This window comes from Thermostichus sp. OS-CIW-31, from assembly GCF_054060305.1.
Genome location: NZ_JBSSDA010000020.1, coordinates 1 through 23,956 on the forward strand (window position 1 = coordinate 1; position 23,956 = coordinate 23,956).

General features: G+C 58.5%; 23 protein-coding genes and 2 tRNA genes. 14 read left to right on the forward strand and 11 right to left on the reverse strand.

Annotated features, from left to right (window positions below; all coding sequences use genetic code 11):
• Positions 1-495 precede the first annotated feature (495 nt).
• Positions 496-837: a helix-turn-helix domain-containing protein gene (locus ACVWY9_RS11325; protein ID WP_414423674.1), complete on the reverse strand. Its 342-nt coding sequence runs from the start codon at positions 835-837 to the stop codon at positions 496-498.
• Between ACVWY9_RS11325 and ACVWY9_RS11330 the strand changes: the two genes are divergently transcribed.
• Together ACVWY9_RS11330 and ACVWY9_RS11335 are read left to right on the forward strand one after the other, a co-directional pair.
• The gene (locus ACVWY9_RS11330; RefSeq protein WP_457388409.1) at positions 788-2,071 is read left to right on the forward strand and encodes a competence/damage-inducible protein A; all 1,284 of its coding nucleotides are present in this window, start codon (positions 788-790) and stop codon (positions 2,069-2,071) included. The genes ACVWY9_RS11325 and ACVWY9_RS11330 overlap by 50 nt on opposite strands.
• Before the next feature lie 102 nt (positions 2,072-2,173).
• Positions 2,174-4,327, forward strand: coding sequence for a M48 family metalloprotease (locus tag ACVWY9_RS11335; RefSeq protein WP_457388411.1), 2,154 nt, complete (start codon positions 2,174-2,176; stop codon positions 4,325-4,327).
• A 30-nt stretch (positions 4,328-4,357) separates the two neighbouring features.
• Here ACVWY9_RS11335 and typA read toward each other — a convergent pair whose 3' ends face one another.
• The 4 genes from typA to glpX all read right to left on the reverse strand — a co-directional run bounded on the left by typA (position 4,358) and on the right by glpX (position 9,232).
• Positions 4,358-6,175 (reverse strand): translational GTPase TypA, encoded by a 1,818-nt coding sequence (gene typA, locus ACVWY9_RS11340; protein ID WP_414381575.1) that lies wholly within the window; start codon positions 6,173-6,175, stop codon positions 4,358-4,360.
• A gap of 176 nt (positions 6,176-6,351) precedes the next feature.
• Positions 6,352-6,459, reverse strand: a complete 108-nt coding sequence (gene psb30 / locus ACVWY9_RS11345) for a photosystem II reaction center protein Ycf12/Psb30 (RefSeq protein ID WP_099812430.1) — start codon at positions 6,457-6,459, stop codon at positions 6,352-6,354.
• Between the two features lie 107 nt (positions 6,460-6,566).
• The gene (locus ACVWY9_RS11350) at positions 6,567-7,862 is read right to left on the reverse strand and encodes a glutamyl-tRNA reductase (protein WP_414417709.1); all 1,296 of its coding nucleotides are present in this window, start codon (positions 7,860-7,862) and stop codon (positions 6,567-6,569) included.
• A gap of 326 nt (positions 7,863-8,188) precedes the next feature.
• On the reverse strand, positions 8,189-9,232 hold the full coding sequence (gene glpX / locus ACVWY9_RS11355) for a class II fructose-bisphosphatase (RefSeq protein ID WP_457388414.1): 1,044 nt from the start codon (positions 9,230-9,232) through the stop codon (positions 8,189-8,191).
• Positions 9,233-9,490: 258 nt separating this feature from the next.
• Here glpX and ACVWY9_RS11360 point away from each other — a divergent pair, with 258 nt between their 5' ends.
• Positions 9,491-9,766 (forward strand): DUF1830 domain-containing protein, encoded by a 276-nt coding sequence (locus ACVWY9_RS11360; RefSeq protein WP_011433830.1) that lies wholly within the window; start codon positions 9,491-9,493, stop codon positions 9,764-9,766.
• Between the two features lie 58 nt (positions 9,767-9,824).
• Here the strand turns inward: ACVWY9_RS11360 and ACVWY9_RS11365 are convergent, their stop codons facing one another.
• Entirely contained in the window at positions 9,825-10,091 is a 267-nt protein-coding gene (locus tag ACVWY9_RS11365; RefSeq protein WP_457388416.1) for a hypothetical protein, read from the reverse strand.
• A 164-nt stretch (positions 10,092-10,255) separates the two neighbouring features.
• Between ACVWY9_RS11365 and ACVWY9_RS11370 the strand changes: the two genes are divergently transcribed.
• Positions 10,256-10,864: a peroxiredoxin gene (locus ACVWY9_RS11370; protein WP_457388418.1), complete on the forward strand. Its 609-nt coding sequence runs from the start codon at positions 10,256-10,258 to the stop codon at positions 10,862-10,864.
• A 234-nt stretch (positions 10,865-11,098) separates the two neighbouring features.
• Here the strand turns inward: ACVWY9_RS11370 and ACVWY9_RS11375 are convergent, their stop codons facing one another.
• On the reverse strand, positions 11,099-11,524 hold the full coding sequence (locus ACVWY9_RS11375) for a photosystem I reaction center subunit II PsaD (RefSeq protein WP_011433827.1): 426 nt from the start codon (positions 11,522-11,524) through the stop codon (positions 11,099-11,101).
• A gap of 243 nt (positions 11,525-11,767) precedes the next feature.
• Between ACVWY9_RS11375 and ACVWY9_RS11380 the strand changes: the two genes are divergently transcribed.
• Together ACVWY9_RS11380 and ACVWY9_RS11385 are read left to right on the forward strand one after the other, a co-directional pair.
• Positions 11,768-12,631, forward strand: a complete 864-nt coding sequence (locus ACVWY9_RS11380) for an arginase family protein (RefSeq protein ID WP_457388420.1) — start codon at positions 11,768-11,770, stop codon at positions 12,629-12,631.
• Positions 12,632-12,966: 335 nt separating this feature from the next.
• Positions 12,967-13,602 carry a class I SAM-dependent methyltransferase gene (locus ACVWY9_RS11385; protein WP_457388422.1) on the forward strand — a complete coding sequence of 212 codons (636 nt, stop codon included), beginning with the start codon at positions 12,967-12,969 and terminating at the stop codon, positions 13,600-13,602.
• 64 nt (positions 13,603-13,666) lie between these two features.
• Here ACVWY9_RS11385 and ACVWY9_RS11390 read toward each other — a convergent pair whose 3' ends face one another.
• Complete coding sequence (locus ACVWY9_RS11390) at positions 13,667-14,182, reverse strand: TIGR02652 family protein (protein ID WP_011433824.1); 516 nt, start codon at positions 14,180-14,182, stop codon at positions 13,667-13,669.
• A gap of 301 nt (positions 14,183-14,483) precedes the next feature.
• Between ACVWY9_RS11390 and rimP the strand changes: the two genes are divergently transcribed.
• The 3 genes from rimP to ACVWY9_RS11405 all read left to right on the forward strand — a co-directional run bounded on the left by rimP (position 14,484) and on the right by ACVWY9_RS11405 (position 18,373).
• Entirely contained in the window at positions 14,484-14,954 is a 471-nt protein-coding gene (gene rimP, locus ACVWY9_RS11395) for a ribosome maturation factor RimP (RefSeq protein ID WP_011433822.1), read from the forward strand.
• A gap of 135 nt (positions 14,955-15,089) precedes the next feature.
• Positions 15,090-16,463, forward strand: coding sequence for a transcription termination factor NusA (gene nusA / locus ACVWY9_RS11400; RefSeq protein WP_414381589.1), 1,374 nt, complete (start codon positions 15,090-15,092; stop codon positions 16,461-16,463).
• A gap of 293 nt (positions 16,464-16,756) precedes the next feature.
• Complete coding sequence (locus ACVWY9_RS11405; protein ID WP_457388425.1) at positions 16,757-18,373, forward strand: B12-binding domain-containing radical SAM protein; 1,617 nt, start codon at positions 16,757-16,759, stop codon at positions 18,371-18,373.
• A gap of 6 nt (positions 18,374-18,379) precedes the next feature.
• On the opposite strand, the gene ACVWY9_RS11410 is transcribed toward ACVWY9_RS11405, so the two are convergent.
• Both ACVWY9_RS11410 and ACVWY9_RS11415 read right to left on the reverse strand, forming a co-directional pair.
• Positions 18,380-18,898, reverse strand: a complete 519-nt coding sequence (locus ACVWY9_RS11410; RefSeq protein ID WP_414331173.1) for an inorganic diphosphatase — start codon at positions 18,896-18,898, stop codon at positions 18,380-18,382.
• Positions 18,899-19,195: 297 nt separating this feature from the next.
• Positions 19,196-19,267 (reverse strand) — tRNA-Asn (locus tag ACVWY9_RS11415).
• A gap of 224 nt (positions 19,268-19,491) precedes the next feature.
• Between ACVWY9_RS11415 and yidC the strand changes: the two genes are divergently transcribed.
• The 4 genes from yidC (at position 19,492) to ACVWY9_RS11435 (ending at position 22,862) form a co-directional block, all read left to right on the forward strand.
• Entirely contained in the window at positions 19,492-20,682 is a 1,191-nt protein-coding gene (gene yidC, locus ACVWY9_RS11420) for a membrane protein insertase YidC (RefSeq protein ID WP_457388427.1), read from the forward strand.
• Between the two features lie 70 nt (positions 20,683-20,752).
• On the forward strand, positions 20,753-21,364 hold the full coding sequence (locus ACVWY9_RS11425; protein WP_457388429.1) for a Jag family protein: 612 nt from the start codon (positions 20,753-20,755) through the stop codon (positions 21,362-21,364).
• Positions 21,365-21,453: 89 nt separating this feature from the next.
• Entirely contained in the window at positions 21,454-21,942 is a 489-nt protein-coding gene (locus tag ACVWY9_RS11430) for a YceD family protein (RefSeq protein WP_414381600.1), read from the forward strand.
• Between the two features lie 8 nt (positions 21,943-21,950).
• Positions 21,951-22,862 carry a homogentisate phytyltransferase gene (locus tag ACVWY9_RS11435; protein WP_457388431.1) on the forward strand — a complete coding sequence of 304 codons (912 nt, stop codon included), beginning with the start codon at positions 21,951-21,953 and terminating at the stop codon, positions 22,860-22,862.
• A 49-nt stretch (positions 22,863-22,911) separates the two neighbouring features.
• Here the strand turns inward: ACVWY9_RS11435 and ACVWY9_RS11440 are convergent, their stop codons facing one another.
• Positions 22,912-23,712 carry a photosystem II S4 domain protein gene (locus ACVWY9_RS11440; protein WP_457388433.1) on the reverse strand — a complete coding sequence of 267 codons (801 nt, stop codon included), beginning with the start codon at positions 23,710-23,712 and terminating at the stop codon, positions 22,912-22,914.
• A 69-nt stretch (positions 23,713-23,781) separates the two neighbouring features.
• On the opposite strand from ACVWY9_RS11440, the gene ACVWY9_RS11445 reads away from it, so the two are divergent.
• A tRNA-His gene (locus ACVWY9_RS11445) sits at positions 23,782-23,854 on the forward strand.
• Positions 23,855-23,956: the final 102 nt, after the last annotated feature.

Sequence of the window (23,956 nt, forward strand, 5' to 3'; positions counted from 1 at the left end):
CACCCGTGTCAGCCCGGATGGCCTGTGGATCGAACTGCACGGGCGGTCGGAAGCAGGAACCCGCCGAGACGACTGCGCAAGGAGCCATCCATGCGTAGCGTGGTAGGAATCTCCGGCCTTCAGGCCGGGGAGGATGTCAATGCTTGTTTCCCGTACTGCTCAGCCACAGCCTCTGGCCGTTCCTGGAACGCACTACGCGCCCACCAGTAGCAAGCGCACCGTCTTGGCATGTAGCTGGCGCTGCTTTCTGACCGCTATCTTGGAGGTCTGAAACTTGAGCAGCAAGACAATAAACCAAGACAATAAACAATGTCAAATAATGTCAAAGAAAATGTCAAAGAATAAATGTCAAAGTTGTCCACCCAGAACCTGGCCGCCTTGGCGCTCATCCCGCAAGTCTTGAATGGGCCAACGCAAACAATGACTGCCACTTTCTGGTTTGGTACGGGACTGCCTTCGCCCAATCTGGTAGAGAAGGCAAGATGTGGTGAGTAGCTACTTGCATCCAGGTGGACGCTCGCCTTCTAAAGACTTCAGAAAATCTAGGGTGCGGTTATAAACAAACCGAGCTGTTCCCAACCACTGCTGCAGCGTCTGTCGCTGTTGTGCTGTCGGATACATCTCGTCCCCCAATCTTTTTGCCAGCGCCGGAGATGGAAACTTGCCGGTTGTCTCACCGCCATTTGGAATGGCCAACTGCAAGCCCAAAATCTGGGGGCGCGCAGGGAGGCCGAGACCTCCCTGCTTGTATACTTCTCTTGCGGCTGAGCTGAGCTCGAGGCCAAGCATGATCCCACCGCAAACCGCTATTCCCCAGGGAGCTGAGATCCTCTGCATTGGCACGGAATTGCTCTTGGGAGAGATCACCAATACCAATGCCCAGTACTTGGCAGCCGAGTTGGCGCAACTGGGGATCCCCCACTATTACCAAACGGTGGTGGGGGATAACGAGGCCCGCATTCACCACGCGCTGGAGGTGGCCTGTGGTCGTTCCAGCTTGATTCTGATCACCGGGGGTTTGGGGCCGACGCCGGACGATCTCACCCATGAGGCGCTGGCTTCCTTTTTTGGGGCGGAGATGGTGGAGCACCCCCAAGTGTGGGAAGAGATCCTGCAAAAGTACGGGCAGCGGGGCCTTGTGCCCTCGCCGAGCAATCGCAAGCAGGCTTTTCTGCCCCGGGGAGCGAGGGTGTTGCCCAACCCGCTTGGCAGCGCCTGTGGCCTCATCTGGCAGCCCCGGCCCGACCTGCACATTCTCACCTTCCCTGGGGTGCCGCGGGAGATGCAACACATGTGGCGGGAGACCGCCGTGCCTTATCTGCGCTCCATCGGCTGGGGAAAAGAGGTGTTCTACAGCCGGGTACTGCGCTATTGGGGCATTCCCGAATCGACGCTGGCCGAACGGCTGGGATCCCTGTTGGCGGGGGAAAACCCTACGGTGGCTCCCTACGCCAGCCAGGGGGAGGTACGCCTGCGGGTTACCGGACGTGCTCCCAGTCGTGAAGAGGCCCAAGCCTTGATCGCCCCGGTGGTGGAGCAGATTTTACAGATTTCTGGAGAAGACTACTTCGGCAGTGATGAGGCGACCTTGGCCGGTGTGGTGGGGGAGCTGTTGCTGCAGCGGGGGCAAACTCTGGCAGTGGCGGAATCCTGCACCGGCGGGCTGCTGGGGCAGTTGTTGACCGGGATCCCGGGCAGCTCCCGCTACTTTGTGGGGGGGATCGTGGCCTACGACAACCGCATCAAGGAACAGCTTTTGGGGGTGAAGCCGGAAACCCTACGGCAGCAAGGGGCTGTCAGCGAGCCGGTGGCCGCCCAAATGGCGCTGGGGGCCAAGCAAGTCCTGGGCTCCAACTGGGCCTTGAGCATCACCGGCATTGCCGGGCCAGAGGGAGGCACCGCCACCAAGCCAGTCGGTCTTGTGTATCTGGGTTTGGCGGATCCGCAAGGGAAGGTGGAAGTACACGAGTACCGGTTTGGCAGCCTGCGCGGCAGAGAGGGGGTGCGTTGGTGGAGCGCCCAGACGGCTCTGGATCGCTTGCGGCGGCGCTTGCTCTGCTACCCCCTTTAGGGGGGATCCGGTCTCTCGGGGTTGGATCCCTGAGTAAGCTGGGGGAGCAGATGGATCCAACCGATCTCCAGAAGCAGACCCTACCAGGCAAGGAGCAAGCCGATGATCCCCGATGCCGTCCAGGCGGGCAAGGAAGCCCTGCGGCAGGGCCGCCTGCAAGAGGCCATCCAACTTTTTGAAGGCTACTTGGCCCAATCCCGTCAGCAGAGCGCAGCATTAGGGATCCCGGCAGACTCATCTGACGGCGAAGCCCTGGAAGCCCAAATGAACCTGGTGCGGGCCTACCACCAGTTGGGCCAGACGGAGAAGGCACGGTCCCTCTGCCTAGAGCTGCTGCAACACCCCAACCCCCAGGCGCAAGGCTGGGCCAAGAAGATCTTGCTTCGCCTGCCCACTGCAACAGAGTCCCTGGCTGCTCCGTCCGCCAAACCTGTCGAACCGCGTTCTGCTCCCCCAGAGGAGCCGTCTCCTGGAGCGGGATCCCTGTCCACCCGTCAACGGGCCGCCCAACTGGGTATGAAGATCCCCCTGCCGGAGCGGGCCGGCCCCCTGCATTGGGCCAAGTGGGGATCCCTGGGGGTGGGCATTGTCTTCCTTTGGTGGCTGAGCTTTGTGTTGGTAGGCAGCCATCTGGATTTTGGCCGGCTGAGTTTTCCGCGGCAGCTTTGGTTTTTGCAGGGGTTGCTGCCCTGGCTGCGCAATGGCCTGCGGTGGTTGGTGGCCGGCAGCCTGGCGGTCAACTTTGGAGTAGGCCTTCTCTTTTTTGCCCCCTGGCTGATGGATCAGCTCCACCAACGGCTGCACAAGTTGCGTTGGGCCAGGCTTGGCGAAATCGAACGCCACAGCCCCGAAACGGCGCGCCTGCTGCAGCGCATCTGTGCCCGAAACCAGCTAAAACAGCCCCGACTGGGGGTGATCCCAGATGCCGGGCCGCTGGCCTTTGTTTACGGCACTTTTTCTGATGGCTGCCGCATTGTGGTCACCCAAGCCCTGTTGCAGCAGCTTTCTGAGGATGAGATTGCCGCCGTCTACGCCCAGGCCCTGGGGCGAATTGTTAATGGAGATATCCTGGTCATGACCCTGCTGGGATCCCCGATTCAACTGGTTTACCTGGCCCTAGAGCAGGTGAGCCAACTGGGAAGCAAACGGCGGGATCTCATCGGGCATGTGGCCCCGCTGCTCTACCTCATCTACACGGTGCTTTCCTACCCGCTGTTTTTCCTCTCCCGCCTGGGCACCTACCATGCCGACCATTTTGCTGTACAGGCAACCGGCAACCCGAACGGGCTGATCGCTGCTCTGCTCAAATCGGCTGCTGGCCTGCAGGAGGCCCACAAAAACGACCGCCGACCTTCCTCGCTGTTGCACTGCACCCGCCTGTTCAGCTTTTTGGACTTCAAAACCATCGCCGCTGCCAGTGCTGCCGCCCGCCTCCAGGATCCCTCCCAAGCTGGCCAAGTCTTTCTTTGGGATCAAATCAACCCTTGGGCCCGCTGGATGCAGGTCAATTCCAGCCATCCGCTGCCGGGGCACCGCTTCAAGGTCTTGGCGGGATATGGAGAGCGGCTGCGCCTCCTGCCGGAGCTGAGCCTGGGATCCGGGTCCAAATTGGATGTGGCCCGTCTGCAAAGCCGGTTTTGGCTGGATCTGGCCATCTATGCTGCCGAAGTGGTCGGGATCCTCATTGGCTGGCTGGTGGGGCTGATCCTCTACCTGCTGCTGCAAAACCGTCTCGATCCCAAGGTGATCGCGGCAGCAGCGGTGGTGGGCTACGGGGTGGGCTTGTGGGCCAAAGCGGGGTTGATGTACGGGGGATCCCTGCCGGCAAGGCCGACGGATGTGCTCAGCTTGCTGGCGGATCCCGACGCGGATCCCTGCCGCGGACAATGGGTGGAGCTGGAGGGGGAGTTGGTGGGACTGGGCCCCTCCGGCTATCAACTGGGGGCAGAGCTGAAGCTGCAAGAGGCCACAGGGCTGATCCCGGTGCGCTTTACTTCCCCTTTGGGGCCGGTGGGCAATGTCTTTTCCGGCCTGAAGCGGATCCGCGCCCTGGTGGGCCGGCGCGTCAAAGTGGTGGGCTGGTTCCGCCGCGGCAATACTGCTTGGGTGGATCTGGCCTACGTCCAGGTGGGATCCAATAAGCTGCACAGCCGACCGCGCCTTTGGCTGGTTGTGTTCGGCTTGGGAGTCATCCTGCTGGGGATTTGGGGGGCGTTCTATTTCCCCAACTTGGCCTCTTACCTGCGGCGGTGGTGAGCCAGGCTCTCTTCCAGTTGGCTGAGAAAACTAGCGGCGAGAGGGCGTTAACTGTGCCTTGCGCAGGCGCACCGACTGGGGCGTGATCTCCACCAGCTCATCCTCGCCGATGTATTCCAAAGCCCGCTCCAGGGTCATCTCCACCGGCGCTTGCAAGTGCACCAGCTCCTCCCCGCCCGCAGCCCGGTGGTTGGTCAGTTGCTTGGTCTTGCAGACGTTCAGCTCCAAGTCTTGGGGACGGTTGTGCTCGCCCACGATCATGCCCTTGTAAACGCGGGTACCTGGCGTAATAAAGAATACACCTCGATCTTCCGCATTCTTGAGGGCATAAGTAGTGGCCACCCCTTCTTCAAAAGCAATCAGCACCCCGTTGCGGCGCATTTCCATCTCAGAGGTCAGGGGACGGTATTCCAAAAAGCTGTGGCTCATGATCCCCTCGCCGCGGGTGATGCGGATAAACTCCCCCCGAAAGCCGATCAGCCCTCGCGCCGGAATGACAAACTCCAGCTGAGCCCGACCATCGGATCCCACCATCATGTTCTGCATTTCTCCCCGCCGTTGCCCCAGTCGCTCGATGCAGGCCCCCACTGTCGCTTCCGGCACATCCAGCACCAAACACTCATAGGGCTCATAGGGCTGGCCGTTGACCTCGCGGAAAATTACCTTCGGTTGCCCCACCTGAAACTCATAGCCTTCCCGCCGCATGGTTTCTAGCAGGATGCCCAGGTGCAGCTCGCCTCGCCCCGACACCAAAAAGCGATCCGGCGAGTCGGTTTCTTCCACCCGCAGCGCCACGTTGGTTTCCAGCTCCCGCATCAGGCGCTCCCGCAACTGTCGCGAGGTAACGAAGGTACCCTCCTGGCCGGCGAAGGGGGAGTCGTTGACGCAGATCATCACCTGCAATGTGGGCTCGTCCACTTTGATGAGCGGCAAAGCCTGGGGATTCTCGGGAGAGGTGAGGGTGTGGCCAATGTTGGCCTCGGCAAACCCCGCCACAGCAACAATGTGGCCGGCGGTGGCTTCCGTCAGCTCGATGCGCTGCAGCCCCTGAAAGCCGAACAGCTTGGTTACTTTGCCCTTGGCGATGGATCCATCCTCTTTCACCACTGCCAATGGATCCCCCAGGCGGATGGTGCCGTTGTGGATCTTGCCGATCACAATCCGGCCCAGGTATTCCGAATACTCCAGCGTGGTGACCTGCAGCTGCAGGGGCTTGCCGGGATCCCCAATGGGAGGTGGGACATGCTTGAGAATGGCCTCGAAAAGAGGCTTCATATCCAGGGATCCGCTGTACTTCCCTTCCAGAAAGTCTTTGAGATGGGCTTCTTCCAGGGCAAAGCCGCGCAACCCAGAGGCAAATAGATAGGGGAAGTCGCACTGGTCTTCGTCTGCCCCCAGCTCCAAGAACAAATCCAGCACCTTGTCGACGGCTTTGTAGGGCTCGGCGCGAGGCCGATCAATCTTGTTGACCACCACAATTGGGCGCAGGCCCTTCTCCAAGGCTTTGCGCAGCACAAAGCGGGTTTGCGGCATCGGGCCTTCGTTGGCATCCACGATCAACAGGCAGCCCTCCACCATCCCCAGCACCCGCTCCACCTCGCCCCCAAAGTCGGCGTGGCCAGGAGTATCGACGATGTTGATCAAGGTTTCGCCGTAGCGGACGGCTGTGTTTTTGGCCAAGATGGTGATGCCCCGCTCCCGCTCCAGCGTGTTGCAGTCCATCACACAGGTGGGAATGTCTTCCCCCTCCCGAAAGATGCCCGCCTGGCGTAACAGGGCATCCACGAGGGTGGTTTTGCCGTGGTCGACGTGGGCAATGATGGCAACGTTGCGGATGGGGAGTGACATATTAGACCAGCAGGATGTCGCCCTACAAGCAGGAGTGCCTTAGGGATTTCTTTACAACTCTAACGCAAAGGCTCTAACGCAAAGGAGCGTTACGTTGCTAAACACTCCTGGCTTTGGGCTTAGCCCCAGCACTCCCAAAGGGTTATCCCGACTGCCTCAATATCCAGAGGGATCCCCTACATATCGGCGCCGCGCAGGTAAAGCACTAGGATGACCGCCGGGCCTGCCAAGACAATCAAGGCCAGCAGAGCCAACTGCACAAAAACTTCGTATTGTCCGAACATAATCCCAGATCCTGTGGCTTACGCTTTGTATCCTAAGGGGTGCCCTCCACCCCAGATGGGAGAGCTGTTACAATTCTTCAAGTCATGCGCTCTTCGCCAAGGGATCCCTAGCGCTCTTGCTGGGCTTGAAACACCACCGGATCCAGGTTGAACAGTTCCTGCAAGATCCGCATGGCTGCCCGCCGCGCCTCAATATCCCGTTTGGCCCGCAGTTGCACCATCGGGTCGTGCAGGATCTTGTTGACGATGCCGCGGGTCAAGGCGTCGATCACCTCCAGGTGCTTCTCGGCAAAGTCCTTGCCCAGGCGGGAGAGAGCTTTTTCCATCTCCTGTTCGCGGATAGACTCCACCTTGTGGCGCAGGCTGGAAATGGTGGGCACCGTCTCCAGAGAACGCCACCACTCCATGAATTGATCCACCTCCTCTTCCACCAGGGCTTCGGCAGCCAGAGCCAGCTTTTGCCGTTGGGCGCGGTTTTCTTCCACGATGCGGGAGAGGTGATCCACATTGAACACCTGTACCCCCTTCAGCTTTTCCACGTCGGGATCGATGTTGCGGGGCACAGAGATATCCACCAACAACAGCGGCTGATCTGGCTGCAGCACCCCTGCCAGTTGCTGGTAGGTGAGGATCGGCTGGGTGGCACCGGTGCTGGTGAAGACCAAGTTGGACTCGGCCACACTGTTCAGCAGCGACTCCCAAGGCAGCACCTGGATCGGCTGCTCGAATTGCTTGGCCAGGGCTTCGGCCCGCTCCAGGGAGCGGTTCACCACCGTGATATCGACTGCCCCTTTGGCCAACAGGTGCTGCACCAACAGACGGGCCATTCTCCCCGCCCCCACCACGGTAACTTTGCCCTGAGAGAGGGATCCCTGCTCTTGCAGGGCCAACTCCACCGCTGCCGAGCTGATGGACATGGCGCCGGTGCCGATCTCCGTTTCGGTACGGACGCGTTTGCCGGCGGTAATGGCCGCCTTAAAGAGGCGATTGAGGATGCGATCCATGCCGTTGCAGGCTTGGCCCAGTTGCTGGGCTTTTTTCACCTGCGAGAGGATCTGCCCTTCTCCCAGCACCAAGCTATCTAGCCCGGCAGCCACCCGCATCAGGTGGGTTACGGCATCTTGGTAGAGAAGGGTAAACAGGTGCGGACGCAGTTGGGGCAAGGGGATCCCTTTCAGCTCAGCCAAGAACTGCATCGTCTGCCGGACACCACTCTCCATTTCTGAGGTGACGATGTAGACCTCCAGCCGGTTACAGGTGCTGAGGATCGCAGCCTCCTCAATGTGGGGGTGGGTGCGAAGCTGCTGGATCGTCTCTCCCACCTCCGCCTCCGCGATGCTGAGGCGCTCCCGAATCTCTACGGGAGCTGTGCGATGGCTAAGACCGACAACCGCGATAAACATGCCTCTCCGTCGTCTGTACAGCAACAGCAAAAGTTATTAAAAACAAAAACTCTGAACAAAAGCAAATATTGTTTCAGAGAGAAAGCAAGAGCTGTAACCGATATGGGGGATCCCTTGACTCGGTTCCAGCAAGCTTAGGTAACTTTTCTCAGCCTACCTAAACCCTAAGACCAGTATCGAACCGGTTTTGCCGGATTTTGCTGAAGAGTTATTACGTTTTCACGGGTTGGGGCTTGATAGATTTCGTAACTTTCCCAAAAAGGCAAGGGCGACCTCCAGCAGGGGAAAGCCGCCCCGATCTCCGAGGATGTTGGGTAGGGGATCCCTCAGCGCAGTTGCAGGCCGCGGGGCTGCTGGCCATCTTTCATGTGGATGGTGTCCACAAAGCGCACCGTGCGGGATTGGCTGGAGATCACCAAGGTCTCGGTGCGGGCCCCGCCCCCGAAGAAGCGCACCCCGCGCATCAAGTCGCCATCCGTGATCCCGGTGGCAGCAAAGAGCACTTCCTTGCCACTGGCCAGCTCCTCACACTCCCACACCTTGTCCGGATCCTCGATGCCTTTTTCTTTGAGTTCCCGTCGCGTTTCCTCCACGGGTGGCAAGTAGGTGCCTGCCTGAACTACTTCGGGATCGTAGATCAGCCGACCTTGGAAGTGGGCGCCCAAGCACCGCAGAGCAGCTGCCGAGATCACTCCCTCAGGAGCAGCCCCGATCCCCATCAGGGCATGAATGCCGGTGCCGTTGAAGCCTGCCGAGAGAGCCGCCGAGATGTCGCCATCGGTAATCAGCTTCACCCGCGCCCCCGCCTCTCGAATTTGGCGAATCAGATCGAGGTGGCGCTTGCGATCCATGACCACCACCGTCAGATCGGAGATCTCCCGATCCAGGCTTTCGGCGATGATCTTGAGATTTTTCTCTGGCGGATAGTCGATGTGCACCTTGCCCTTGGCCTGGGGCGGAGCTGCCAGCTTCTGCATGTAGATGTCCGGGGCATGGAGAAGGCCACCTTTCTCAGAGATGGCCAGCACCGCCATGGAGCCATTTTGGCCTTTGGCCACCAGGTTGGTGCCCTCACAGGGATCCACAGCGATGTCAATCTCCACCAGCTCTTCCACGCGGCAGAACTGCTCAGCATCCGGGCGGGTACAGATGCCCACCTCTTCGCCGATGTAGAGCATTGGGGCCTCATCGCGGGTTCCTTCCCCGATGACGATGCGACCGCGCATAGGGATCTGGTTGAGTTTCTCCCGCATGGCCTCTACAGCCACCTGGTCGGCGGTCTTGTTGTCCCCTTTGCCCATCCAGCAGGCGGCGGCAATGGCAGCCTGCTCCACGACTTCGATGATCTCTAGCCCCAACTTGTTGTCCACGATGTGCCCCCTTGCTGATCTCGGAATGGTGAAGGCCAACTTAAGGATATCTTCAGACTCTTCCTCTCAGTTTACCAGGGCAGGCTTCTCCTCGAGATCCGATTCTCTCAACCCCTATAAGCTGAGAGAACAAATCCCCCAAAGCTAGACAGAAAGAGCGATCCCCGTCTTGGTGGCTCGCTATTGTCGCTTGGGGATCAGGGATGGTAGCCTATTTTAAGGGCAATAAGTTTTTCTTAACGCAATTAAAAAAACGCAATGAAAAGATACGCTTTCGTCAACCGTTCCGGACAGGTTCAGGTGATCCGAACGATCCCCGGCCACTGGGAGCGCACCCTCTTTCCCGGCCAGCAGGCGATTTTTGAGGCGGAGCCGGACGACTATCTGGAAGTCTACAGTTGCTGCTGCTCCACCGCCATCCTGGAAGAGCGCCGCCTCTGTCGCTATCTGGTGGATTCTTCCTCGCCTGAGGTTGACCTCTACCTGTGGTCATCTTCGCAACGGGGAACTCTGGCGGATGCGTTGAATGGTTGACAGGCTCTAGCGGCTGGCTGCCCCATAGGGGCAAGAGGACTGGGTTTGCCCAGGATAACTAGATTGGGGATCGCTTCTCCTGAGGCCGATCCCCGGATTTTTCAGAGGGCGGACGCGGCTCTGGAGAAGGGGCATCGGGGGGACGGGTCAGGCAACTGCCCCGCGCAGCGTCGCGAAAGGTATCGATGCGCTCCACGCAATTTTGATGGCCGCAATAGGGGCAATACAGGCGATCCCCAGGTTGGGGCTCCACATCGGCCTGGCTCCACCACCGCCGACAGCGGTCACAACAAAAGTGATAGAGGAACTCCAGCGCCACTCTCATGGGATCCCTTGCAGAGCCGAACCGATCAGCATGGAAAAATGGGCATTATCCGGATCCCGGCAGTTGGGATCCGTCGCTATCTATCGAGTTAAGGCAGAGTCATTATGAGTATGGTATGTTAGGTTTGGTTTACATTTGCACTTTACCGCAAGGAGCGTGGATTGATGTCTCAGGAAGGATGTCTGCGGGTTGGCCAAGCTGCTCCCGATTTTTCGGCCACCGCCGTCTATGACATGGAATTCAAGACGGTGAAGCTCTCCGACTACAGGGGTAAGAAGTATGTGGTGTTGTTTTTCTACCCCTTGGACTTCACCTTTGTCTGCCCAACGGAGATCACGGCCTTCAGCGACCGCTATGACGACTTTGCCAAGCTGGATACCGAGATCCTGGGCGTCTCGGTGGATAGCGAATACTCTCACCTGGCCTGGATTCAAACCGACCGCAAGGCTGGAGGGGTGGGTGAGCTGAGGTATCCTCTGGTCTCTGACCTGAAAAAGGAGATCAGCGCTGCCTACAATGTCCTGGATCCGGAAGCGGGTGTGGCACTGCGCGGCCTGTTCATCATCGACAAAGAAGGGATCATCCAGCACGCCACCATTAACAACCTGGCCTTTGGCCGCAGTGTGGATGAAACCTTGCGCACCCTGCAAGCTATCCAATACGTGCAATCTCACCCCGATGAAGTTTGCCCGGCCAACTGGCAGCCCGGCCAGAAAACCATGCACCCCGACCCAGTGAAATCCAAGGAGTTCTTCGCGGCGATTGCCAAGTAGTCTGGCCCAGATCCTGCCTCAGGGATCCCGGGCTTTTTCGGGTATGGCTCCAGCCCCGGGTGGGCTGGGGCTTTTCTTCGCCAGGGGCAGCCCGACTCTTCCCAAAAGGGACAAGCAACAGCAGAGGGGCTGGGGGTGAGGGCCGTCGGCAACCGCTCCAGAACCAGGTGCCCGCGAACAAATAAAGATCCCCTGAATTGACCAGGGGATCCGACAAGACAAGGGCCGCTGGACTTAGTCCCAGGGTTTCCCGCCGGTGAACTTGTAGGTAATCGGCTCCTTGTTTTTGCCGATGTTGCGATCCACTTTGCCGACGGGCTCACGGCCTTCGTTGACCTTCTCGGGAAAGACGCCGTCTTTGGGATGCACCAACACAGGCTCTCCACCCGCCGGAATGCGGAAGATCTGGTAGTCGTTGATCTTGTAGTCGGATCTCAACTGGGCACCCAGCGCCAAACACTGCTCTTTGCGGGCAAAGGTGAGAAAGTTTTTGCCTTCCACCATCTCAGCAGCGCCGCCAGTGGGCATTTCAAACACCTGCCCCGGCTTGCCCGTCCAGGTGATGACGTATTTTTCTTCGGTTTCGGCTGCGCTCAACAGCCCCCCGGTGGATCCCCCAAATAGAGGCAGCTTTGCTCCCTGACGAGGATCGCCTTCCATCACAGCCATAGTCTACCTTTCTCAACTCGTTGTGGTTTGCGGTGGTTTGCCTTGTCCAAACCGCGGTTTGCGGCGCGAAGCACTTTGAATCTACCACTGACTCGATTTTTGGCCCCAGTTCCGCCTGGGAACTGTAATCTTTCGTAGCAGACTGGCTGGCCCTCAGACGGATCCCTAGGCACCCTGTAAGCCACCATAGAACAAGCCGGAGACCCACAGCTTTCTGGAAAAGGAATAGCGCCCATGGCCCAGTGGTCACTCCATCCCAGCTCGCAATCCAATGCTAGGGTCATTCTCATTCCCACCGCCTTTGGCCACGATACTCAGGCTCCGATGGCCATTCTCAATGCCGGTTCGGAGCTGTGTGCCTTCGAGCCGAGGTTGGGGATCGATGTGGATAAGCTGGCGGTGGCGCAGTTGCCGGGGCTGGTGGATGAGCCTCCCTACGGCATGTGTGAGGCGGCGGTGACTCAAGCTTGGAGACGACAACAATGGCCGGTGCTGTTGCCTTCGGTCTTGGCCGCCAGTTGGGGGGCCATTCGTGCCCTCTGGAAGCACCACCCAACTCTGAGTGTGGTGCATTGCAGCGCTCATGCCAACCTGATGCCGCCCCCAGAGATGACCCAGCCGGATCAAGATACAAGCTATGGCAGTGCTGCCTGGGTGGAGTTGCTCTATCAGCACAAGCTGCCGGTGATCCATGTGGGATTGCGCAGCGGCAGTGCGCGGGCCTACGCATGGCTGAAAGCCCACCACAGCCCAATATTCTGGGCCCAAGATGGCTGGGATCCCCAGCAGGTGGTGGCCTCTTTGCCGGATCAACCGGTGTTTTTGGTGGTGGACTGCAGTGTGCTGGATCCTTCCTTAGCGCCCGCCGTGCATCACCCAGAGCCAGGGGGGGTGAGTTGGTTGCAACTGTTGCAGACCTGTGAGGCCATCTTTGCTGCTCGTCCTGTGGTTGGCCTTTCGCTGGGAGGGGTGGCGGTGGGATCCGCAACACGGCAAACTGCTCGCGTGGTGGCCCGCCTGCTCAATTGGTTGCTGGCCTGCTATGCCCTCCACTCCCTGAAGGTGACCGCTCAACCGCAACCTGTCCAGACGGTTTAAGCTGCTCAAAGATGAATGCCTGAATATCTGGAAATGGTTGCATGAACCTGATACATTCACGCTGAACTCTCCTGAACATGGTTCAGGAAAGAAGCGATCGCATCCTGCCTATCTCTGTTCGCGTCAGCGGGACGGAGTCCAAACAGGAAGGCGGTATCCCGCAAAGCCCTGAGGAATACCCCCCGAGCGCTTTCCCCCTTCACTTCCCGGCAACCGTTGCGGTGGACTCAAGGATCAGGGGGAAACTTGGTCTACTATATCCCTCTCAATGACTTTTGCCAAACCGCCTAAAGCTCAGTAAATTCAGCAAAGTTCAGGGTTTGGGGGTTAGAGGCATGCTCTATCGCCGAATAATCTTCCCGCGGCTGTTGGATCTGGCCCTCTCGGGGGAAGGGATGGAGCGCTATCGGCGGCAGCTTCTGGCTCATGTGCAGGGATCCGTTCTGGAGATTGGTTTTGGCACCGGCCTCAACCTACCCTGCTACCCAGAGCACATTCGCAAGATCACAGGGGTAGACCCCAATCCCGGCATGGGATCCCTGGCTCGTCGGCGCATTGCCTCTTCTCCCATCGCCGTTGATTGGCAGGTGGCGGATGCCCAGGAACTGCCTTTTCCAAGCCAGAGTTTTGATAGCGTGGTTAGCACCTGGACATTGTGCAGCATTCCCAATGTGGCCAAGGCTTTGAGAGAGATCCGGCGGGTGTTGCGAGCAGGGGGAAAGCTGTTTTTTCTCGAACACGGCCTCAGCGAGGATCCCCAGGTGCAAAGATGGCAAAATTGTCTTAACTCTATACAAAAGGTAATCGCAGATGGCTGCAACCTAAACCGAGATATGGCTCGGTTGATCCAGGGAGCGGGGTTTCGGTTTGAGCAACTGGAGCGGTTTTATATGCCTGACCAGCCGAGATTCATTGGCTACACCTATCAAGGCATAGCGCTTCCCGCCGCGGAAGGAAACTTCCAGTTCTAGAAGACTTGAGCAGCCACCAATTTTCCAACAGCTCTCTACCTGTTCGCCTTTCTAATCACACAGTCTAATCACACAGTTGCAGACGGGATTGCGGCTGCCGCATGGCCGGGTCGATCTCGTAGGTCAGCTCAAAGTTGATCACCCGCCAGCGCTGAGGGGATCCACCCCTATCCTCTGGGATTTGGGAGCTGAAGCTGACGGGCAAGCCATAGAGGCGAGGTGGGCCAGGGCGACGGTGGGATCCCTGCTCCAGATAAGGGGTGAGCAACTGGCGGTAGCGTTCGGCCACAATCACCTGAGTGGCTCGCATCCCTTGCATGCGCAGCCGATCCAATTCTTCATGAATCTCAAAACGGATCCCATCGGCGTGGGTGTGCTGACGAAACCAGCGACCTTCCCAAAAGCGCCAGCGCCGTCCGGATTGCAGGTGTACCAGCTCCTCTTGTTCAGCATCCGCCTCAAATGCACCATGGCGAGGGCAGAGGTAGGTATCGGTCAGGGTGAGGGCCGCAATCGTTTGCCGACAGTGGGGGCACTGAATGCTGGGGCCGAAGATCGGGTAGGAAAAGGCAACAGTCATAGGAAACCCCACAAAACGCGGCTGGATATCTGGGCAAATCCGCAGTTGTCCACATTATAGATGTTGCCTTTTGGGGATCCCCATGACAAAACCGGAGGAGATCTTCTAAATTAGGAGGTAGGGGGGATGCGCTCGAAGTCTGTACTGATTCCGGGCGAGCCTCAAGGAGCTCCGCGATAGCAACGGGGAGTGGGTGGTACCCACTTCTTTGCTTTTTGAGGGGGCTTACTGTCCCCTTTGCCAGCTCCGGCTCAAAGGGGTTTGGATCTGGCGGCAACACCCGGTTGGTGACGAGTAGGTTATGGTTCACCCTCTTATTCCGCAGTTGGAGAGCTTGGCCCGTCCCTTGGCCGCTCAACTGGGATACCAGTTGGTGCAAATGGTTTTCCACACCAACCAGCATCCGCCAGTTCTGCGGGTGGATATCCGCCCACTGGATCCCGACCGAGAAACCAGCCATGCCGATTGCGAAGCCATGAGCCAAGCCTTAGAAGTCGAGCTGGATCGGGTGGATCTGATCCCAGGCCAGTACGTGTTGGAGGTGTCCAGCCCTGGCATCAGCAACCTTCTCACCAGCGATCGCGACTTTGTGGTTTTCAAAGGGTTTGCGGTGGAGGTGACCTTGGATCCACCCTACAAGGGCAAAGCCGTTTGGTCAGGACACCTGCTGGGTCGGGATGAGGAGAGGGTTGCCTTATCCCTCAAGGGGCGGCGAGTTCAGTTGCCCCGCGCTTCGGTGCAGCGGGTTGCCCTCTCATCGGAAACTGACTAGGAGACCGGAGATAGAGAGAGCGTTTGACCGCAGGTGGTGCGGCCCTCCCTTCGCATCAGAGATGCGGGTTCAGTTCCCGCTGTGGAGCAATAGCAACAGCAAGTTTCACGAAGTTTGTGCAGGAGGACAGTGGTTATGGCGATGGTGCCTCTGCCGGGTTTGGCGGAAATGGTGGAGATGATCTCGCGGGAGCGCAACTTGCCCCGCCATGTGGTCACCGATGCCCTGCGAGAGGCGCTGCTCAAGGGCTACGAACGCTACCGCAAAACCATCCAGCGAGATGTGGTCTTTGCAGAAGACCACTTCCGCAATTTCGATGTGGAGTTGGATGTGGAGGCAGGAGGCTTTCGCGTTTTGGCCACCAAAGCCATCGTTGAGCAGGTACAGGATCCGGATCACGAGATCTCTCTGTACGATGTGCAGCAGGATTACCCAGAAGCCGAAGTAGGCTGGGAAGTCACAGATGATGTCACCCCACAACAGGCGGAATTTGGCCGCATGGCGGCCATCCAAACCAAGCAGGTGCTGGCGCAAAAGTTACGGGATCAGCAGCGCCGTCTGATTCAGGAAGAGTTCCGCGATCTGGAAAAAACCGTACTGCAGGCACGGGTGCTGCGCACCGAGCGGCAGACGGTGATCATGTCGGTATCCAGCGGTTTCGGACAACCTGAGGTGGAAGCAGAACTGCCCAAGAAGGAACAGCTGGCCAGCGATCGCTACACTCCCAACGCGGTGATGAAGGTCTATCTCAAGAAAGTCTATGAGGGATCCCGGCGGGGGCCACAGCTTTTGGTTTCCCGGGCCGATGCTGGCTTGGTGGTGAACCTGTTTGCCAACGAGGTGCCAGAAATTGAAGAGGATATCGTGCGGATTGTGGCAGTGGCGCGGGAGGCCAACCCCCCTTCCCGAAATGTGGGGCCACGTACCAAGATTGCGGTCGATACGGTGGAGCGGGACGTGGATCCAGTGGGGGCCTGTATTGGCGCGAGGGGATCCCGGATTCAGGCGGTGGTAGCAGAGCTGCGCAACGAGAAAATCGATGTCATCCGCTGGTCGCCGGATCCTGCCACCTACATTGCCAACGCCCTCAGCCCGGCCAAGGTGGTGGAGGTGCGGCTAGTGGATCCGGAAATCCAGCAAGCTCATGTGTTGGTCAACAGCGACCAGCTCAGTTTGGCCATTGGCAAAGAGGGGCAAAATGTGCGCCTGGCAGCCCGCCTCACCGGTTGGAAAATCGACATCAAGGAAGTGGAGAGCTACCGCGCAGCGCTGGAGGAGGCCCAAGCGCAAGGGTTGCCCTATCCCTTCATCACTCCAGCGGCACTGGAGCGCTTCCGGCGGCGGGCAGAGCGGGCTGCTTTGGGCCTAGAGGATGAGGAATACGAAGAAAAGCGCCGCCTGGAGGAAGAGGAGCTGGCGGGGGACGATAGGCTGGAAGAAGACTGGGCTGACGAAGAGGAGGACTTCGACTACGACGCCGAGTTCGACATTGCCCAGCCGAAGGGGTAATGATATACGCTCTACCCTCACTTTGCCCGTACACTTTGCTCGTAGAGGGCGGCTTCTGCCGGAAGTCTGGGCTTTGGAATGAGTTTTGCTGCAGGGGATCGCGGTTGCACCGAGACCGCAATGGCGCATGTGGGGTTTTCCTGCCTGCTTGGGCAGAACTGCCCTGTTCCGGCAATCTGCATTGGTGAAAGATGCTAGCTTTTGTTAGCATGCAGGAGCCAAAAAAGTTCGGCAGGCAAATCAAAACTCTTCCGAGCCGGAACCCAAACCTCAATCCAACACAGCGGGATCCCTTGGCTACCCCAGAGTTTGCCCTGGAGCAGTTGCTCTTTACCCCGGCCACGCCTGACCCCGACGCAGTGCGGGTAATCTACGCCTTCCCCAACACCTACGCAGTGGGGATCACCAGCCTGGGCTATCAAGTCATCTGGAGTCTGCTGGCCAGCTGCCGAGATGTGGCCGTCTCCCGCCTCTTTACAGATCTGGCTGAACCCCTGCCCCGGGAGCCGGAGCTGTTCGGCTTTTCCCTATCCTGGGAGCTGGATTATGTCCATATCCTGGCTCTGCTGGAACGGCACGGGATCCCTCCCAGATCTGAGGAGCGGGAAGAAGCCCACCCCTTGGTCTTTGGCGGCGGCCCGGTACTGACAGCCAACCCTGAGCCCTTTGCCGAGTTTTTTGACCTGATCTTGTTGGGGGATGGGGAAGGTCTTCTGGAGAAGATGATCGAGGTCTATCGGGAGGTGCGCCAGGGATCCCGGGCTGAGAAATTGCAGGCGCTAGCGCAGGTGCCAGGGATCTATGTGCCCGGCTTGTATGAACCCCAATACCGGGAGCCCGACGGCCCGGTGGAGAAGGTGCTCCCCAAAGTGGCCGGGATCCCTAGCTCCATTCGCAAACACACCTTCCGCGGCAACACCCTCTCGGTTTCCACAGTAGTCACCCCCAAAGCGGCCTGGGAGAGCATCTACATGGTGGAGGTGGTGCGCAGCTGCCCGGAGATGTGTCGGTTTTGCCTGGCCAGCTACCTAACGTTGCCTTTCCGGGTGGCGGATGTGGAGGGGCATTTGATCCCGGCGGTAGAGCGGGGGCTGCAGGTTACCCAGCGGATTGGGTTGCTGGGGGCTTCGGTAACCCAACACCCGCAATTCGAGCAGTTGCTGGAGCACTTGGCCCAGGATCGCTTCGAGCAGGTGCGTCTCAGTTTGGCCTCGGTGCGCACCGCTACCGTAACCCCACGTCTGGCGCAGGTACTCTCCCGCCGGGGCAGCCAGTCCATTACGGTGGCCATCGAAAGTGGCTCAGAACAACTGCGCCAGATCATCAACAAGAAGTTAAGCAACCCGGAAATCTTGGCAGCAGCAGCCCACGCCCAGGCTGGAGGTCTGAAGGGCATCAAGTTCTACGGCATGGTAGGGATCCCGGCGGAAACCCAGGCAGATCTGGAGGCCACAGTAGCCCTTTTCCAAGAGCTCAAAAAAGCGGCTCCCGGCCTGCGCCTAACGCTGGGTTGCAGCACCTTTGTGCCCAAAGCCCACACTCCTTTTCAGTGGCACGGGGTGGATCCCCAAGCCGAGAAAAAACTGCAGTTTTTCCAGAAACATCTGCGTCCCCTGGGGGTGGAGTTTCGCCCGGAAAGCTATAGCTGGTCCGTGATCCAGGCCCTCATCTCGCGAGGGGATCGGCGGGTGGGAAAAGTCTTGCAGTTGGCGCGGGACTTTGGGGAATCCTTGGGGAGCTACCGGCGGGCTTTCAAAGAGCTTAAAGGGCAACTGCCGCCTCTGGATTACTACGTGCACAGCCACTGGGATCCAGGGGATCCCTTGCCTTGGCAACACATCGAAGGGCCCCTCACCCCAGAGCGACTGTTGCAACATCGCCAGGAAGCTCTTTCTGTTCGCATCCCTTAGAGATGTCTATTGGGGTTGTTTGCAGGCCGCAATGCTGCTGGCAATGACCGCCTCGGTTTCGGCCAAACCTTTCCAGCCCAAGATCTGGGTTTCTTTCTTTTCCAAGCGCTTGTAGGTGGCGAAAAACTCCGCAATCTCATCCAGGCGGTGCTGGGCGATGTCTTCCAGCTTGGTCACTGCAGCATAGCGGGGATCCTTGGCAGGCACACACAGCAGCTTCTCATCCGGATCCCCGCCGTCGATCATCTGCAACATGCCCAAGGGGCGCACCGTGACCACACACCCTGGGAAGGTGGGCTGATCCATGATCACCAAGCCATCCAAGGGATCCCCATCCCCGGCCAGCGTATTGGGCACAAAGCCGTAGTCGTAAGGGTACTGCACCGAGGAATAGAGCACCCGATCCAGCGCCATCGCTCCCATGTCTTTGTCGAACTCATACTTGTTTTTGCTGCCGCCGGGAATCTCAATCAAGAGGTTGAGCAGGCCGGGCTTGGGTTGGGCAGGGATCCGCGACAGGTCGATCACAGCAAGCACCCTCGGATTGGGAATAGACAGCCAGAGGGTATTCTGACATACTCCTTGCCCCAAAGGACAGAGACTCTTGACACTTCGCCGGGAACAGTTCACGTCGGCGGGACGGAATCCTCAGCCAGCTTCCATTCTCTCCACCCACGTCTGGCTCAACGCTGGGAGACGCCCCATCCTCGGCAAGAGACTTGGTTTTTGTCTCCTCCTTTCGCTCAGCATGCTCAGAGCTGTCTTGGAAGGAGAGGATTCCAGATCCGGTTTTTTTGATCGACTTTGATCAGCTTGGACATACTCCCCGGGCAAGATTCGAACTTGCGACCAATCGGTTAACAGCCGACCGCTCTACCGCTGAGCTACCGAGGATCAAGCGTTTCTCATCATAGGGGAAAAAAGGACTGCTAGGCAACTGCCGGCGGGGGGTTCTTGTTGGGCCTTGGGATCCCTGTTCAGTGGAGCGGGCTTGATTTTGCTCAATTGCTCGCCTTTCTCAGGTCTATCTGACGGATCCAGGGGACAAACCCTGAAAACGCCCTCGTCAACCGAACGGAAGCCATTACAATGGTTACGGACATTTGCCAGCGCCCCTCATGGACTTCGGAGTCGGATTTCTCTCCAACAACGTCATGCTGCCGATCCTGGATTTTTTCTATGGGATCGTGCCCAGCTATGGACTGGCCATTATCTTCCTGACGTTGGTGATCCGCTTTGCCCTCTACCCGCTCAATGTGGGATCCATCCGCAACATGCGGCGCATGAAGGTGATCAGCCCGGTGATGCAGCGGCGGATGCGAGAACTCCAGGAGAAATACCGAGACGACCCGCAGAAGCTTCGGGAAGCCCAGGCCAAGCTTTACAGCGAGCTGGGGGCCAATCCTTTGGGGGGCTGCCTGCCACTGCTCATTCAAATGCCGGTACTGTTTGCCCTGTTTGCCACCCTGCGGGGATCCCCTTTTGCGGCAGCAACCTACGATGTCAACTTGCAGATCCTGCCGGCGGAAGTGGCGGCTGAGGTGGTGCCAGCTCCCTACGTCAGCCCCAGCAAGAACATTTTTGTCACCGACTCTCTTCACAAGCCGGTGGTGCTGGTGGAACCCAAAGGCACCAAGATTGCCGTCGGGGAAGAGGTGCAATTTTTGCTTCAAGGGCCGGGGGGCAAACCTTTTGAGCAGTTGGTGGCCGAAGCGGGCGGGGATCCCAATCTGTTACAGCCCACCTGGAAGATCACCAAAGGGGAAGATCGTGCCCAGATAAAGCCGGATGGCACCTTGCTGGCTCTGCAGCCGGGGGATGTGACCGTGCAGGTGTCTATTCCCGGTTTGGCCTCTGACACCGGCTTTCTGTTCATCGACAAGTTGGGCCGTGTGGGGGCCTTCGACGAGGATGGCACCATCCACTGGGATATCATCGCCATGATCGTCATCTTTGGGGTGTCCATTTACTTGAACCAGTACCTAACCAATGCCGGACAGGATACCGGCAAAGAGGATCCCAGCCAAAGTTCCATGGCTCGGATCACCCCTGTGCTGTTCTCGGCGATGTTCCTGTTCTTCCCTTTGCCGGCAGGGGTTTTGCTCTACATCCTCGTCTCTAATATCTTCCAAACGGTGCAGACTTTCCTGCTCTCGCGGGAGCCGTTGCCGGAGAACTTACAGCAGTTGGTGGAAGAGGAGCGTCGTCGGGCTGCCCAGACGATAACGGTGGAGGCCAAGGAAGTGCAAAAATCGACCAAGCCCAGAGCAGCCAAGGAGGGACGGGAATCCTTGCCCTTTGAGCCCTAGGGGATCCTCGCTGTTGGGGTGGACTTGTGGTTGAGTGTTGATACCTCTTCAAAGTTGGAAGCTGCCCAGGATGAGCCGTCCTAAGTCTTCTACGGGATCTGCTGCTAAGAAATCTGAGGGAACCGTTGCCCCTTCGCCAAACAAGTCCACCTTTGCGGCCAATCAAGAGCGAGCCAGGCAGTGGTTACAGCAGGTGCTGGCGGCTATGGGGATCCCAGCGGCGGTGCGGGTGGTGGGGGGGGTGCTGGAAATTGAGGCAGACTCTTTGACCCCAGCTCAGAAGCAGCTGCTGTTGGCGAAAGCCCCCCCCTTGCCCTCTCCATCTTCCAGAGATTCCCCTCAAGAGGAGGATCGCTCCCCCGTGGTGCTGGATGCGTTGCAGTACCTGGCCAACACCCTTCTCAACCTGAACCAGCCGGAAGACCAGCAGCAGCCCTACATTTTGGATTTGGACGGCTATCGGCAGCGGCGTTTGCAGGAGCTGAAGGTTTTGGTTGCCGCTGCTGTGGAAAAGGTGAGGGCCACTGGCCGGGAATACGAGTTTCCCGATCTCTCGGCTGCCGAGCGTCGGCAAATTCATACTCTTTTGAATGACCCTGCCTATGCCGATCTGGAAACTTTCAGCCGTGGCAAAGAGCCTGACCGGCGCTTGGTTATCCGTCGGGCAGCTTCCCCATCTTGAGAGTGGGCAGAGGGCTGGGAACAAGTTGGCCCTCTTGCTACGGTGACGACAGGGATCCCTGCTACCCAAAACGCGTGAAGGGGGGTGCCATGCTGAGGCCAATTCGTCTATCGGATCTGCGGCAGATGCCCGGTCAAACCCAAGAATTGCAGTTTAGGCAGTTTTTTTCGGGCTTTGAGAGTTTGACCCCTGTGGAGGGATCCCTGGAAGTCAGCCATCGGGGCCATTTTCTCGAAGTGAGTGCTGAAGCTCGTACCATTGTCACCCTCACCTGCCACCGCTGCCTCCAGCAGTTCAACCACCGGCTGCACCTGGAAGTTGAGGAGATCATTTTGATTCGGGATCCCGAACCTCTCCCCTTGGAGCTGGAATTGCAAGACGAAGAAGATCTGCTGGAGAGCCTGCCCCCCAATGGTGAGCTGGATGTCGAAGACTGGATGTACCAGCACCTGCATTTGGAGATGCCCCGCCAGTTGCCCTGCCGTCCCGATTGTCCGGGCATTGCGGTGGAAGCTACAGCACCAACGGCGGATCCCCGCTGGGCAGCCCTAGCTTCTCTCCTGGAAGACTCTCCCTAGCTTTTTTGATGTTGCGCCCACAAGTTCTCTGGCGTTTTGCTCGACCCCACACCGTCTACGGCACCAGCGCCAGCGTGGTGGGCCTCTACCTGTTGGCGGGGTTTGTGGCTGCCGGATCCCTGCAACCGGTTCTCTCGGCGCTGCCCCAGTTGGTCTGGGCTTGGGCGGCCTGTCTGGCGGCCAATGTCTACATCGTCGGCTTGAATCAACTGACGGATGTTGAAATCGACCGCATCAACAAGCCCCATTTGCCCTTAGCTGCTGGATCCCTGGGTTGGCGACAGGGGGTGGGGATCGTCGTGGGTTGTGGGGTGGCGTCCGTCCTGCTGGCCATGGCCGGGATCCCCTACCTGCTGCTGACGGTGCTTTTGAGCAATGGGATCGGCACGGCCTATTCGTTGCCCCCCTTGCGGTTGAAGCGTTTTCCGCTGGCGGCCTCGGCTTGCATCTACAGCGTGCGGGGTTTGATCGTCAATTTGGGCCTTTACAGCCATTTTCAGCAGGTGATGCAGGGAAGGGTCGAGCTTTCAGCCCCGATTGTTTGGCTGACGGGGTTTATGTCGATTTTTGGGTTGGTGATCGCCCTTTTCAAAGATATTCCCGACATGGAAGGGGATCGCCAGTTTGCCATTGCCACCTTCTCGCTGCGCTTTGGGCCAGAGCGGATCTCAAGGTTTTGTATCGGCATTTTGGCCTTTTGCTATCTGGGATTTATCGGGGTGGGAATCTCCTTTCTCCTTGCGGGCAACGGCTTCTGGCTGTTGGTGGGCCATGTGTTGGGGCTGGGGATCCTCTTGGGCTATGGTGTTCATCTGGATCTCAACCGCCGAGATGCGATCGTTGGCTATTATCAACTGATCTGGAAGTTGTTTTACTTGGAGTATTTGCTTTATCCCTGGGCCTTTTTCTCTTTTTTCTAGAGCATTTTCCTGGAGGTAACGATCTCCCCAAACTCAGACAGGAAAAAATCTAGAGATACCGCCTCATTTGCACCCGAAAGCGGCCTTTTTTTGTTTCGGCTACCTCTTCGATTTGCAGCCGACCACGACCGCGAATGGCAATCCAATCCTGAGGGCCAACGGTGTAGCTGGCTTGGGTAATGGGCTTCCAGTTGACCCGCACTTCCCCCCGTTGGATTTCTTCCACCATCTTGCTGCGGGAGATGCCAAACCCAGCTGAGGCTACCGCATCCAGGCGCAAAGAGGCTTCCACGCTGGTGATGGATTTGACGCGGGGGGGTTGAATGTTCAACTGGCTCAGGGGGATCCGGCCTACTTTGACAGGCACTGTGCGCACCTGCGTCAGGTTTAGGGTGAGGTAATCCACCATTTCGGGCACAACGATGGCCTGGGCGCCTGAGTCTCCCAACACAAGGATGTCTCCCACTTTCTCGCGGGCGATGCCGGACGCCAACAGGGCTCCCAGAAAATCGCGGTGAGTGGCCGGGTCGAACAGAAAGTTGCCCTGAATCTGAATGGCGGCCAATGGGATCCCTTCTTGGTCGGGCTTGGGATCCCGGACATCTAGGCCCACCTCAGAGCGGGCCAGGGCTATGCGTTGGCGTTCTGCTTGGGGGTACCCTCCCCAGGCCCCCACTTGTAGTTCGGTCAAGTTGCGCAGCCGAGCTTGCACCTCCGCTATTTCGGGTGGGGAAAGGAAGTCGCTCCAGACCACTTGCCAGGTCTTGAGGGCTTGCTCTCCCAAATCCAAGACCCGTGCCAAGGTTTCTCGATACTCTGCCCCTTGCAACAAATCGGCTCTGGGTAGCATTTTGAGGCGCTTCGACCTTTGTAGTTCAGTCCCGTTTTTCCCATGCTAAGCTAGATAGCCGGAATCGCGGCGGGCGTAGCCAAGCGGTTAAGGCAGAGGATTGTGGATCCTCCATTCGTGGGTTCGAGTCCCATCGTCCGCCCTTGAGGGAAATCGCGAAAATCCAGTCAGGGCAAGGGCTGCAGAGGCCAGTCCATCTATCTAGACCCTGACAAACGAAAACAGACAACACCCTATCTGGACG